Here is a 12,871-nt window from a genome sequence, read left to right on the forward strand (position 1 = left end):
TAAAGAGGCGACCCATTGGGTCGCCTTTTTTTGTTTTTATTAAAACTGATTAATAAATATTTTTGTAGCGAATATGAAAAGGATTGGGGTTATTACAAGCGGTGGTGATGCACCCGGAATGAATGCGTGTATTAGAGCGGTTGTGAGAGCTGCTTGTCAACAACAAATACAGGTTTTTGGTATTTTTGGTGGATTACAAGGGTTGATTGATGGTAATATTTCTTTGCTTCAAACAGGTGATGTGGCAAATATTATACAACGCGGTGGAACTATTTTGCAAAGTTCGCGTAGTGAGGAGTTTAAAACAAAAGAAGGGAGAGCAAAAGCATATTCTATTATTCTAAAACATGAAATAGATGGATTGGTATGTATTGGTGGTGATGGCAGTTATAGTGCGATGAAAGTTTTCTATGATGAATTTGCAGTACCTTCTGTCGGATGCCCCGGAACCATTGATAATGACATTTTTGGTACTGATTTTACTATTGGATTTGATTCAGCAATTAATACGGTTGTGCAAGCCGTTGATAAAATCAGGGATACTGCTGAATCTCATAATAATGTTTTTTTTGTTGAGGTAATGGGAAGACATTCCGGCTATATTGCTTTGTTTTCAGGTATTGCCAGTGGTGCAGAGTCAATTTTAATGCCTGAAGTGCAGAATGATTTTGAGTTATTGGTGAACAAGTTTAAGAATACCTCCAAACGGAAAAAGAAATTTTCCATAGTGATTGTTGCAGAAGGCGATGAAGAGGGAAATGCATTGCAAATAGCTGCAAAATTTAAACATATCTTTCCTACGCTTGCACCTAAGGTATCAGTACTTGGTCATATCCAACGCGGTGGAGCTCCCAGTGCATACGACAGAATTTTAGCCTCCAGAATGGGTGAAGCAGCAGTTACTTCGTTAATTAAAGGTAAACATAATGTGGCAGTAGGAGTGATGGCAAACGAAATTGTATTGTCTAATTATTCGGACGCAATCGGAAAGAAAAAAGAACTTGATACTGAATTTGTCAAACTTGCTGAAAAACTTAGCCTATAACTATGATAACACTCAAAAAACTTACTTTTAGGAGTTTTTTTCTCTTTGAACAGATGGAACTTGAGCCTTCGCAAGGTCTAAATATTATTACCGGAGAGTCAGGAGCAGGGAAATCCCTTTTTCTTGAAGGAATTAACTTGTTGTTAGGAGGACGGTTGGATGCCAGTTTGGTTGCCGGTTTGCAAGATAAAGCAGTACTTGAAGCTGTTTTTGAATGTGATCAAAATGAAAATGTCAAAGAAATTCTTGAAGAAAATGAGTTGGATGATGCAAGCGAACTCATTATCAGAAGGGAGTTTAGCCCGGCAGGAAAAAACCGGTGCTTTATCAATGACACTCCTGTTACTGTACAATCTTTAAAATCTTTAGGCGAAAAACTCTGTGAAGTTCATAGTCAACATGAAACGTACTTCATTAAATCTAATGAATACCAAATTGGAATTTTGGATGTTTTTGCTAAGTCAAATCTGCTTAGAATTGAGTTTAAAGAGTTATTAAATGAAATTAAAAAAATCAAGAATCAGGTGCAAGATATTGAGGCACGAAAGGCTAATGCAATCAAAGAGCAAGAGTTTAATAACTACTTAATTAACGAACTCAAAGCTGCAAACTTAGTAGATGTTGCTGAGGAAGAAATGTTGGAAGAAGAACAGAAATTACTCGCAAATGCAGCTGATATAGTTAAGTTGACAGAAGCAGTATCCTATGGAGTAGAAGGTAGTGAGCATAGTTTAGATTCTTTTGTTGCTGAACTAAGAGCAAAATTCAAGTCTTTGACTCAAATTAGTCATTTGTTTGAAGATGATTATCAGCGATTTGAAAGTGCTTGGATAGAATTAAAAGAGGTTGCAAGGGACATTAATAGGAAAGGTGGAAATATTTCTGTTGACTCTGGTCGTTTACAAGAAGTAGAAGATAGGCTTGGAATGATTCAAAACCTCAAACGAAAACATGGTGTAACATCAATTCAGGAGTTAGTGGAAATAAAAACTAAACTCACTCAAAATGCACTTGATTTCGAAAGTTTGGAAAGTAAGTTACACGAGCTGTTGAATCAACTGGAAGTATTGGAAGCTAACTTATTGAAAAAGGCCTCAGAAATTACAGCACTTAGAAGAAAACACGCACCTTTGGTTTCAAATAGTGTAAAGAAGATTCTTGCAGAGTTAGAGATTCCATCTGCTGAATTTATTATCAAAATTGAAGATTTAAACAGAAGTGAATGGACACACTTGGGACCCAATGAAGTTACATTCTTGTTTTCTGCAAATGCCGGTGTTGAACCTCAAAAATTGGAAAGTGTGGCATCAGGAGGTGAATTGTCAAGGTTGATGTTGAGCTTTAAAACAGTTGCAGAAGGAGAGGAATATGTTACAATCTTTGATGAAATTGATACCGGAGTCTCAGGTGAAACTGCAATGAAAGTTGGAAAATTAATTGCGAAAATGGGGCAATATTCTCAATTGTTTGTGATTACTCATCTTCCTCAAGTAGCATCAAAAGGCAATAGTCATTTTTTAATTAAGAAAAGTGCTCACAATGACAAGTCAGTTTCAGCAATAGAAAATCTGCAAGGACAAAGCAGGGTGTTGGAAGTTGCAAGACTATTAAGTGGAAAAGAGCCTGGCGAAAAAGCCATTAAGAATGCAGAGGAATTACTGAAAACTGCTCTTAGTTAGCTCTTACAATGATTCTTTGCGTAGTTTGCTTATACCCTTTGGTAACTCTCACAATGTAAATACCACTGGAAAGGTCTTCCATTTCAACACGAAATTTACCGTCCATAGTTTTTTGAACTGTATAAGCAATATTGCTACCAATCAGGTTAACTATCTTAATGTTAATTTCATTTATTTCAGTAGCCTCAGGTATTGCAATAAAAAAATAACCTTCTTTGATTTCAGAAGGATATATTTTAGCTTTCAAATCCTCGTTTGAATTTGTAATTACATCGGGTTGTTGAGCGTAAATACTTGGTAGTGAAGCACTCATCATAAAGGTTAATGAAAGCAAAAATTGAAAAAGTATTCTTTTGTTCATACGCAATAATTGTTTCAAATATTATACCACAAAATTAAGTTAATTTTTTTATGCTATTGACCATTTTTTATCTACCATCTTGAAGAGGAAAAAGTATAAATCCTATTGCATGATATGTAGTAATCAGTAAATCAATCAGATGCGAAATGAGTGAGTATATTGTATATTAGACAATATGTCTAAAGTCAAAGATGTACAACGTGTTGAAATAGTGTTTTTCTATAAAGGTGCTTTAGGTTGAACCATCACCGTTCTTTCTTTTTCAATAATTACTTGCCCGGCTTTTAGATTTTTCCCTTTTCTGACATATTTTCTTTCGGTAACTATGACAGGCAGCAATGCTTGATTCTTTCCTTTAGAATACCACGCAGCCCAAGAAGCAGCAGTTATAACCACATTTTCAGGAATAATTTCTTGTGGATTGCTGCGCTTAATAAGGACATGTGAACCGGAATAATCTTTTGCATGGAGCCAATAATCATTTTTGTTTGAGTATTGTGCCAGCATCTGATCGTTGGATTTATCATTTTTACCAATCCTGATAATATACTTGCCAATTTTGAATTCGCGGAAGGGTAGGTGTAGCGCATCTTCTTGTTTATCGGATATTTTCAAGAATCCCTTCAGTTCCTTGTAGGTTTGGAGAGAATTTATGTGTTCAATCTCGCTCTGTAATACTTTAATTTGCTTTGTGAGGCTTTCTATTTTTTCTTGAGTGATTGCTATTTCTTGTTTAATGCCGCTATTTTTTTTGTATAATTTCTCTGCGTATTTGGTAGGATTTTGAATGTTTTCAGGTAAGCGAATTGTAATTGATTGATTTGTATAGAAATCAAATGCTACTATTGTTGTTTTTCCATCCGAAAACAAATGCAAATGAGCCATGATAATGTCTGCAATTTCCTTTGGAGAGCGTTGTGTTTGTAGCTGTTTAAGATAGTTGGAGGCAGCTTCTATAGTTTTTGTTTTCTTTTTCAAAACATGTTCCTTTGACTGTAAGAGACTTGTTTTGAGTTGCTCTATTCTGTTTATACGTACTGAATTGACATAAAATGACCTGAGTTCCTCAAGCAACTCGGATGAATTTTGAGTGTTTTGAGTTGGAATGAGTCTGTTTTGATTGTCATTAAAATGCCATGCAATAATTATTGACGAGGTAAAATGTACTAGTTCTTCACCGTAATTCAACTCTTTAGTAGGAAACCATGCAGCAATCTCGGCAGGGATGAACTGCAATGACTGAATAGGAATAGTTGTATTTATTGCAATAGCTCTGTCAGCAAGTATTTGAGCAATCGTGATTTGTTTATCTGCTTCTAGGTTAAATCTGAAAATTTCTTTTGGTAAAGTTTCATGTGTAGCATAAAAGAAGATATTGGAGTGTCGCCCGAAGAACCTGAATACGAGTTTTGAGGTATCTTCAAATTCCAGAAAGAAAACCCTTTCATACAAAACAGTCTGAACATTTACCACTCTCTGTCCCCACAAATGTTTGAATCGAACCTGTGCTTCTTTGTGATGTTCCGCTTGGTTTTGGAATAGGGCATAATAGCAATTGCCTTTGATAAACGTAAGTTTTAATGCAGTCGAGCCTTCAAAATTCAGTACAAGCTCATCGCTCTTGACACCGTAAGCTGATTGAAGTTTTGCTTTTAACAGTAATGCCTTGATTGCATTTGTAAAATCCTTTAAAAAAAAATAGTTGTGAATCAGCATAGGAGTCAGAAAGATTATGGAGAAACCGGGATTACTTTATCTCTTCATAATCAACGTATTCTCCATCTTTGTTGCGGTCGTTTGAGTGGTCATTGTCATGATTGGTTTCAGTATCTTTTTGCTCATCATGCTGCTGTTTATTGATTGTAAACATGTTTTTGAGCAATTTCCAGCCATAATAAAGAATGACTGCATATAATAATGTTCTGAATATTCCCATGATTATCGACTTAAATACATACTCTTTTTCTTATCAAGTTCTCTGAAATAAGGGTCTTTCAAATGTTTGATAAAATAGATGGATTCTCCGGTGGACTTCATTTCCGGTCCTAATTCCATATTGACATTTGGAAATTTATTAAATGAAAATACAGGCAGTTTGATTGCATACCCTTCCATTTCCGGATTGATGTCAAATTCCTTCAATTTATGAGTGCCTAACATCACTTTCGTAGCAATATTTACATAAGGGATTTTGTATGCTTTGCAAATAAAAGGAACCGTTCTTGATGCTCGCGGATTTGCTTCAATAACATAAACATTTTCATTTTTGATTGCGAATTGAATATTTAGCAAGCCTTTTACGTGCAATGCTTTAGCGAGTTTAATTGCGTAATCTTGCATGTCTGCTTGCACTTTTTGTGATAGACTATAACAAGGCAGTACCGCGCAGGAATCCCCTGAATGTATGCCGGCAGGTTCAATGTGTTCCATCATGCCAATCACAATACTGTCTTCGCCATCACATATTACATCACATTCAGCTTCTTCTGCTCTGTCTAAGAAATGGTCTATCAATACTCTATTACCGGGGAGGTCGCCTAAGAGATGAATTACTGCACTTTCTAATTCTTCATCATTGATGACAATCTTCATGCCTTGTCCTCCCAAAACATACGATGGTCGAACTAATACAGGGTAGCCCACTTGATTTGCAATTACAATCGCTTCGTCTGCTGTCTCTGCCACTCCATATTTGGGATAAGGAATATCCAAGTCTTTTAATAAATCAGAAAAACTGCCTCTGTCTTCTGCCAGATCCATGTCATGGAATGACGTACCAATGATTTTAATGCCTTCCTCATTTAGCTTTTCAGCTAATTTTAATGCTGTTTGACCGCCTAACTGAACAATTACCCCTTCAGGTTTTTCAAACTCAATGATTTCTTTAATGTTTTCCCAGAAAACGGGTTCAAAATAAAGTTTGTCGGCTGTGTTAAAATCTGTTGAAACGGTTTCAGGGTTACAGTTAATCATGATTGCTTCATAGCCCATTTCTTGACAAGCATAAATCCCATGTACGCAGGAGTAATCAAATTCTATCCCTTGACCGATTCTATTTGGACCGGAACCCAAGATGATAATTTTCTTTTTGTCTGACTTCACACTATCATTATATCCTCCTTCTTCAAATGTTGAATAAAAATAATTTGTTGGCGAAGTGAATTCAGCTGCGCATGTATCAACCATCTTAAAGACTCTCTTAATACCCAACTGATGACGTTTTGCATACACATCATCTTCGGTGCAATTTTTCAATATATAAGCTAATTGGTAATCTGAATATCCCTTTTGTTTTGCTTCCAACATCATCTCATAAGGGATATTTTCTAAGGTATAACGCTTAATCTCCTTTTCTGTATCAACCAAATCCTTAATTTGTTCGAGATACCATTTGTCAATTTTTGTAATCTTATAAATGGTGGACAAAGGAACGCCAAGGGCAATCGCTTCTTTTATGAGGAATATCCTGTCCCAAGAAGGGTTTTCCAGTCCGGCAATAATTTTCTCTAAATTTACATTGCCAAAAGTGCCGTCTGCACCTAAGCCGTATTTGCGAATCTCTAATGATTGACAAGCCTTTTGTAAAGCTTCTTGGAAAGTTCTGCCAATACTCATAACCTCTCCAACTGCTTTCATTTGCAGTCCGAGGGTAGTGTCAGCGCCTTTAAATTTGTCAAAATTCCAACGTGGTATTTTTACTATTACATAGTCTTGTACAGGCTCAAAGAAAGCAGAAGTAGTCTGGGTTACAGGATTTTTAAGTTCATCCAAAGAGTATCCAATGGCTAATTTAGCTGCAATTTTGGCAATTGGGTATCCTGTTGCTTTGGATGCAAGTGCAGACGAACGACTTACCCTAGGATTGATTTCAATAGCAATAATTTCTTCAGTCTCAGGATTAAGTGCAAATTGTACATTACAACCACCGGCAAAGTTTCCTATACTTTTTAACATCTTAAATGCAGTATCACGCATCCTTTGATATGCTACTTCGCTCAAGGTTAATGCAGGGGCTATGGTAATGGAATCTCCTGTATGAATACCCATAGGGTCAAGGTTCTCAATGGTACAAACAACAATCATGTTGTCTTTTGGGTCTCTTATTACTTCCAATTCATACTCAAGCCAACCCAAAACAGCTTGTTCTACTAACACTTCATGTGTAGGAGAGGCTTCAAGTCCGCGTTTGAGTGCTTCATCTAACTCTTCTTTATTGTGTACAAATCCGCCACCATAACCTCCCAGCGTATAAGAAGGGCGGATAACCAAAGGAAACCCCACACGTTGTGCAATATCTTTACCTTCTAAAAAAGAATTTGCGGTTTCTGCCTTTGCAACTCCCACACCTAATTCTATCATTAACTGTCTGAATTCTTCTCTGTCTTCAGTTTTGTCTATTGCAGCAAGGTCAACGCCAATGATTTTGATATCGTATTTTTCCCATATTCCTAAGTCTCCCGCTTCTTTACATAAATTCAATGCGGTCTGCCCTCCCATAGTAGGAAGCACCGCATCAATAGGTACTTCAGTTAAAATTTTCTCAATTGACTCAACTGTAAGTGGTAATAAATAAATATTATCGGCAGTACTTGGGTCAGTCATAATGGTTGCAGGGTTAGAATTGATCAGTGTTACGGTAATGCCTTCTTCGCGAAGACTGCGTGCTGCTTGGCTTCCTGAATAGTCGAATTCGCAAGCTTGTCCAATGATAATGGGTCCTGAACCTATGATGAGTACTGATTTTATCGAGTTGTTTTTTGGCATTTAATATTGTATTTAAAAATCGTGCAAAGTTACGAAAACATGAGTTTTATCCGGTCATGTTTATATCTTGTTGATGTTGTCCTCTATTGTTTAGATTGTAGGGTATTTCTTGAAGCTTCCAATCTCTACAAATTCTAATCGCGAAATTTTAGGATTGTACTTGGAAACCCTGATGATAGGTTGCTTGTGTGTCATCAAATACACCACTTTTTCTTCTGAATATTCATTGGTTGACTTATAGATTAATTCTCCGTTGCCATAATATGAATAGACAATTTTATTGTGGGAATACTGTACATTTAAGGGTTGGATTAATACGCTGTAGTGGGAGAGGTGGTATTGCTTTTTGAATGTGTTTAACCCAAAAATACTAATCGGTGCGGTAATGATGATAATAATAAAAAGCGAAACGGTTGTTTTTTCATAAGGGTATTTGAGTGCTTTGCCTATGATATTCAATGCTCTTAGATGAATAAAAAGGTGATTGAAGAAGAAGAAAGTTGAAATTCCGAAAATAAAAAAGCCAATAATGATCATGAAATAGTCAATTCTGGCTTCGTTTACAAACCAGTTGTTAAATACATATAAGTACCCTGAAAGAGCCGCTAAAACCAGTATGGAATAACGTATTTTGTGATTCAGTACTTTCTGGCGGTTTTTAAATAATCGCAAATATCCCAAGCGTTTTATACGCAGGTCGTTTTCAATCTTTTGGCGTATTTCTTCAACAGACATTTGCGCTCTGCGTCCATATTTTCTTTCTTCAACCTTGTTTTTCTTTTGTTCTTCAATAACAGCAGATAGCAGTAAGTCGTATTTCATCCGTTCTCTGGGGTTGCTCAAAATATTGTACCCTTTGGTAACAATTTTAAAATACTCTTCAGCATTTTCTTCTTGTGGCATTTTGTCGGGATGGTATTTCAAAGCAATCTTGCGATAGGCTTGTTGAATCTCTTTGAGTCCTGCCTTCTCAGAAATCTGCAATAGCTTATAGTAGTTGTGAAATGACAAAAGTGGTGCTTGTTTGTGAGGCAAATGTAGTTTTTATGATAACAGAATTTGCGGTTAGATTATTTGACTTATAGAGAAATATGTGATAAAAACTGTTGTTTGTCTATCTGTATGCAATTGTAAACTGATACCTTTGCCTCATGATGTCAGGTATGATAATTTCAAATGCAATTGCAATAAACGAAGGAAAGAAAACAGAAGTAGATATATTGATTCAAGAGGGAAGAATAGCCCGTATTGAAAGAGCAGGCACATTGTCAAATGCAGAAAGAATAATAGATGCTCTGGGTATGTGGCTGTTGCCGGGAGTGATTGACGACCAAGTGCATTTTAGAGAACCCGGTTTTATGCATAAAGCAGAAATAGCTACGGAATCGATGGCAGCAGTAGCCGGAGGAGTTACCTCGTTTATGGAAATGCCTAATACTCAACCTCAAACTATCAATAAGGAAGAGCTAGAAAAGAAATTTGCGAAAGCAGCACAAGTAAGCCCTGCAAATTATTCTTTCTTCTTTGGTGCTACCAATAAAAATGCAGATGAAGTATTGTCGCTAAATGACAGCAGGGTTTGTGGAGTGAAAATCTTTATGGGCTCTTCTACAGGAGATATGTTGGTAGATAATGAAAATACGTTGGAGAAAATCTTTGCAAACTGCAATATGCTTATCGCAACCCATTGTGAAGATGAGCCAACCATTCGCAGCAATATGGAATTGGCAAAAGAACGATTTTATGGCAATATACCGATTGAGCAACACCCTCTGATCAGAAGCAGAGAAGCATGTATTTTGTCAAGTCAAAAAGCAATTGCATTGGCAAAAAGACACAATACAAGATTGCATATTTTACATATTACAACTGCTGAAGAAGCCATGAATTTTGAAGCAGGAAATGTTGAACACAAGCGAATTACCGCTGAAGCTTGTGTACATCATTTGTGGTTTTCTGATGAAGATTATCAAACTTTAGGCAGTAAAATCCAATGCAATCCTGCTGTCAAAACCAAGCATGACCGAGAGGCAATTTGGCAAGCATTGATAGAAAACAGAATCGATATCATAGCAACAGACCATGCACCCCATTTATTGGTAGAGAAGGCTAAACCATATCCTCAAAGCCCAAGCGGACTGCCACTTGTGCAACATTCTTTAAACATGATGATGCAGAAAGCCATAGAGGGCAAGGTGTCGCCTGAATGGGTGGTAGAAAAAATGTCTCATGCCCCTGCAAAATGCTTTAAATTAAAAGAGAGAGGCTTTATAAGAGAAGGCTATTTTGCTGACCTTGTGCTCTTTGATTCAAACCAACACTATACCATTACCCCTCAAAATATTTTATACAAATGTGCTTGGAGTCCGCTGGAAGGCTTTGCTTTTAAAGGTAAAGTCATGCAAACTTTTGTCAATGGAGTGAGTGTATTTGAAAATGATACAATTACAGGTCTCAAAGCCGGTATGGCTTTGCAATTTAACAGATAGAAAATGATGAAAGACACAGTTTTACATACAGTTGAAATGAAAATAGTTAAACAATTTTACATGCTATTTTTGATTTGCTCTTTTATGGGTAAAGTAAACGGGCAAGCAATAGAAACCTATCAACATAGTGTCAAAATGCCGTTGATTCTAACAAATGCTATGGGCGAAGTGCCGGTTCTGATACTTGTTGATGAAAATATTGATATTGCAGCATTGAATCAATACGATGTGCGTATAGAAACAAAAGCCGGCAATGTTTGGAGCGTACTTGTGCCACAAAGTAATTTATCTGTTTTATCCTCAATTCAAGGTGTTAAGGCAATTGAACCTGCACTCAGGATTAATGCTGCACAAATGAAAATGGATTCAGTGCGAAAGGTGATGAACGTTGATAAGGTGCACAACGGGCTTTTAAATGACTTGCCTGATAATTTTAAAGGAAAGGGAGTGATTGTTGGAATTGTTGATATCGGTTTCAATTATCAACATCCTGCATTTTACGCATCAGATAGCACAACCTACCGAGTGAGTAGAGTGTGGCAACAAAATCACGATGAAGGCACTCCTCCACAAGGATATGACTATGGTTCAGAGCTTATAGGCAAGGATGCCATATTCAAAGATATAGACTTAAACGGGACGCACGGTACACACGTTGCCGGAATTGCAGCAGGTAGCGGGATTGGATCGCCAAACCTTAAATATCAAGGACATGCACCGGAAGCTGAATTGGTTTTTGTGAGTTTAAAATATTTTAATGACGAATTGCCGGGCAGCGCAATGAGCGATTATTTAGTTGCAAATCCTGCTATTATTGATGCTTACAATTACATTTTTAGTTATGCTAAATCTCAAGGGAAGCCCGCTGTTATTAACCTCAGTTGGGGTATGCACACGGGTCCGCATGACGGAACCTCTCTTTTTGATTTGGCTACCAATAACTTGATTGGAGAAGGGCTGATTCTAGTTGGAGCGGCAGGAAATGAAGGAACAAATGCGATGCACTTTGATGCGCAATTACGTGGTGATACGGTGAAAACGATGGTTATAGAAAACCAGCGCTTTGAATACCCCAAAGAGGAAGTATATGTTGATATGTGGGGGAGTGGCAATTCGGTTTTCTCTGTATCTGCCCATTTAATTGATACAAGCGGAAGTATTGTATATGAAAGTCCTTTCTTAGCTTCAAGTAAAACAGGTGCAAACTCACACTCATACGATACTGACTCAGGCAAATTCACTGTGATTTCTTTTATCACTGCATATTATGTTCCCAATGGTAAACCCAATATCAGACTATTGTTAACCAACCCTAATCCGGCAAAATACAATATAGGTCTGAAAATCACTTCGCCTTATTCAGATGTACATGCATGGAATTCCGGTGGTATTTATAGATATACTTCCGGTCGCTTTGTGAACAAGCACAACACAATTGACTTTTCGTCCACCTACAAAGCCGGAAATACTGCTTATACAGTAGGGGAGAATGGAGGAACCTCTAAAAGCGTGATTACTGTTGGTTCTATGACTGCTAAAAACTTATATTATGGCATTTACAACGACACACTCAATGATCAGTCCTATTCGCAAATTGGCACTATCACACCATTTAGTAGCAGAGGTCCTACTGCTGACGGAAGAATTAAACCCGATATTTTAGCTCCCGGTATGGATGTGGCTGCTCCTATTTTTTTGAGAGAATATCCGGGCTGGGCGTGGAATAAGATTGTTGCTTTCTCAACTTTTAATTCAGATTCTTTTGCTTATGCGGTTTTTTCCGGCACATCCATGGCCTCTCCTCAAGTTACAGGAACAGTTGCCTTAATGTTACAAGCAAACCCAAAATTAACCTCATTCCAGATTAAACAAATATTAGCTAAAACTGCCTTGGTAGATGACAACACAGGCGCGGTTCCTAATAATAATGCCGGATGGGGAAAGGTGAATACATTTGAAGCCGTAAAGGAATCATATAGAATTTTGAGTGCCGGCAGTCTTACATTCAATCAACAAACAATCATTGCCTTTCCTAATCCGACTTCAAACGCAGTAACAATACAATCAGAGCACAAAACAATCTCTCAAATAGAAATTTATTCTATCAACGGGGTTTTAATACAACGCAATTCATATACACAACCCACAAATATTGTAGAATTGTCGCTTGCCGAAATGAAGCAGGGACTTTACATTATCAAGGTAGATGGACAAGTGATAAGGTTGTTGGTGGACTAATTGTCGGATATTTTAAAAAAAATATTTCATGGTCTTGTTTTCAAAAGATAAAAAACTATTTTTGCACCCACGTTTTCAAAAGGGGTAGTTCCCTAATTGAAAGAAAATAAAAAAAAGATCCTGTAGCTCAGCCGGTAGAGCATTACACTTTTAATGTAGGGGTCCTGGGTTCGAATCCCAGCGGGATCACAAAACAAAAAAAGGTCGTCTAAAAGGCGACCTTTTTTTGTTTGCTGCTTACGCAATCCAATTTTCAACCATATCAGACTTTACTCAAACCGTAACCGGATTACTT

9 protein-coding genes and 1 tRNA gene are annotated in these 12,871 nt (G+C 37.1%); 5 read left to right on the plus strand and 5 right to left on the minus strand.

Going from position 1 to position 12,871, the window contains the following annotated elements; genetic code table 11:
• Positions 1 to 73 precede the first annotated feature (73 nt).
• Both pfkA and recN read left to right on the plus strand, forming a co-directional pair.
• Positions 74 to 1,045 (plus strand): 6-phosphofructokinase, encoded by a 972-nt coding sequence (gene pfkA, locus M0R38_03870; GenBank protein MCK9480886.1) that lies wholly within the window; start codon positions 74 to 76, stop codon positions 1,043 to 1,045.
• 2 nt (positions 1,046 to 1,047) lie between these two features.
• Positions 1,048 to 2,724 (plus strand): DNA repair protein RecN, encoded by a 1,677-nt coding sequence (gene recN / locus M0R38_03875; protein ID MCK9480887.1) that lies wholly within the window; start codon positions 1,048 to 1,050, stop codon positions 2,722 to 2,724.
• Here the strand turns inward: recN and M0R38_03880 are convergent.
• The 5 genes from M0R38_03880 to M0R38_03900 form a co-directional block, all read right to left on the minus strand.
• The gene (locus tag M0R38_03880) at positions 2,717 to 3,085 is read right to left on the minus strand and encodes a T9SS type A sorting domain-containing protein (GenBank protein ID MCK9480888.1); all 369 of its coding nucleotides are present in this window, start codon (positions 3,083 to 3,085) and stop codon (positions 2,717 to 2,719) included. The genes recN and M0R38_03880 overlap by 8 nt on opposite strands.
• 219 nt (positions 3,086 to 3,304) lie before the next feature.
• Positions 3,305 to 4,801: an NFACT RNA binding domain-containing protein gene (locus M0R38_03885; GenBank protein ID MCK9480889.1), complete on the minus strand. Its 1,497-nt coding sequence runs from the start codon at positions 4,799 to 4,801 to the stop codon at positions 3,305 to 3,307.
• Positions 4,802 to 4,832: 31 nt separating this feature from the next.
• Positions 4,833 to 5,021: a DUF4834 family protein gene (locus M0R38_03890; GenBank protein MCK9480890.1), complete on the minus strand. Its 189-nt coding sequence runs from the start codon at positions 5,019 to 5,021 to the stop codon at positions 4,833 to 4,835.
• Positions 5,022 to 5,023: 2 nt separating this feature from the next.
• Positions 5,024 to 7,849 carry a carbamoyl-phosphate synthase large subunit gene (gene carB, locus M0R38_03895; protein ID MCK9480891.1) on the minus strand — a complete coding sequence of 942 codons (2,826 nt, stop codon included), beginning with the start codon at positions 7,847 to 7,849 and terminating at the stop codon, positions 5,024 to 5,026.
• A gap of 90 nt (positions 7,850 to 7,939) precedes the next feature.
• Positions 7,940 to 8,860 carry a J domain-containing protein gene (locus M0R38_03900; GenBank protein MCK9480892.1) on the minus strand — a complete coding sequence of 307 codons (921 nt, stop codon included), beginning with the start codon at positions 8,858 to 8,860 and terminating at the stop codon, positions 7,940 to 7,942.
• Between the two features lie 143 nt (positions 8,861 to 9,003).
• Between M0R38_03900 and M0R38_03905 the strand changes: the two genes are divergently transcribed.
• The 3 genes from M0R38_03905 (at position 9,004) to M0R38_03915 (ending at position 12,765) form a co-directional block, all read left to right on the plus strand.
• Positions 9,004 to 10,338 (plus strand): dihydroorotase, encoded by a 1,335-nt coding sequence (locus M0R38_03905; protein MCK9480893.1) that lies wholly within the window; start codon positions 9,004 to 9,006, stop codon positions 10,336 to 10,338.
• A gap of 3 nt (positions 10,339 to 10,341) precedes the next feature.
• On the plus strand, positions 10,342 to 12,576 hold the full coding sequence (locus M0R38_03910) for a S8 family peptidase (GenBank protein ID MCK9480894.1): 2,235 nt from the start codon (positions 10,342 to 10,344) through the stop codon (positions 12,574 to 12,576).
• Between the two features lie 116 nt (positions 12,577 to 12,692).
• A tRNA-Lys gene (locus tag M0R38_03915) sits at positions 12,693 to 12,765 on the plus strand.
• Positions 12,766 to 12,871 lie beyond the last annotated feature (106 nt).

This window comes from Bacteroidia bacterium, assembly GCA_023228875.1.
Classification (GTDB): Bacteria; Bacteroidota; Bacteroidia; order NS11-12g; family UBA955; genus JALOAG01.

Excerpts from the sequence above, each read along its gene's own strand:
- pfkA (MCK9480886.1), top strand. The coding sequence starts at position 74 with ATGAAAAGGATTGGGGTTATTACAAGCGGTGGTGATGCACCCGGAATG.
- recN (MCK9480887.1), top strand. The coding sequence starts at position 1,048 with ATGATAACACTCAAAAAACTTACTTTTAGGAGTTTTTTTCTCTTTGAA.
- M0R38_03880 (MCK9480888.1), bottom strand. The coding sequence starts at position 3,085 with ATGAACAAAAGAATACTTTTTCAATTTTTGCTTTCATTAACCTTTATG.
- M0R38_03885 (MCK9480889.1), bottom strand. The coding sequence starts at position 4,801 with ATGCTGATTCACAACTATTTTTTTTTAAAGGATTTTACAAATGCAATC.
- M0R38_03890 (MCK9480890.1), bottom strand. The coding sequence starts at position 5,021 with ATGGGAATATTCAGAACATTATTATATGCAGTCATTCTTTATTATGGC.
- carB (MCK9480891.1), bottom strand. The coding sequence starts at position 7,849 with ATGCCAAAAAACAACTCGATAAAATCAGTACTCATCATAGGTTCAGGA.
- M0R38_03905 (MCK9480893.1), top strand. The coding sequence starts at position 9,004 with ATGTCAGGTATGATAATTTCAAATGCAATTGCAATAAACGAAGGAAAG.
- M0R38_03910 (MCK9480894.1), top strand. The coding sequence starts at position 10,342 with ATGATGAAAGACACAGTTTTACATACAGTTGAAATGAAAATAGTTAAA.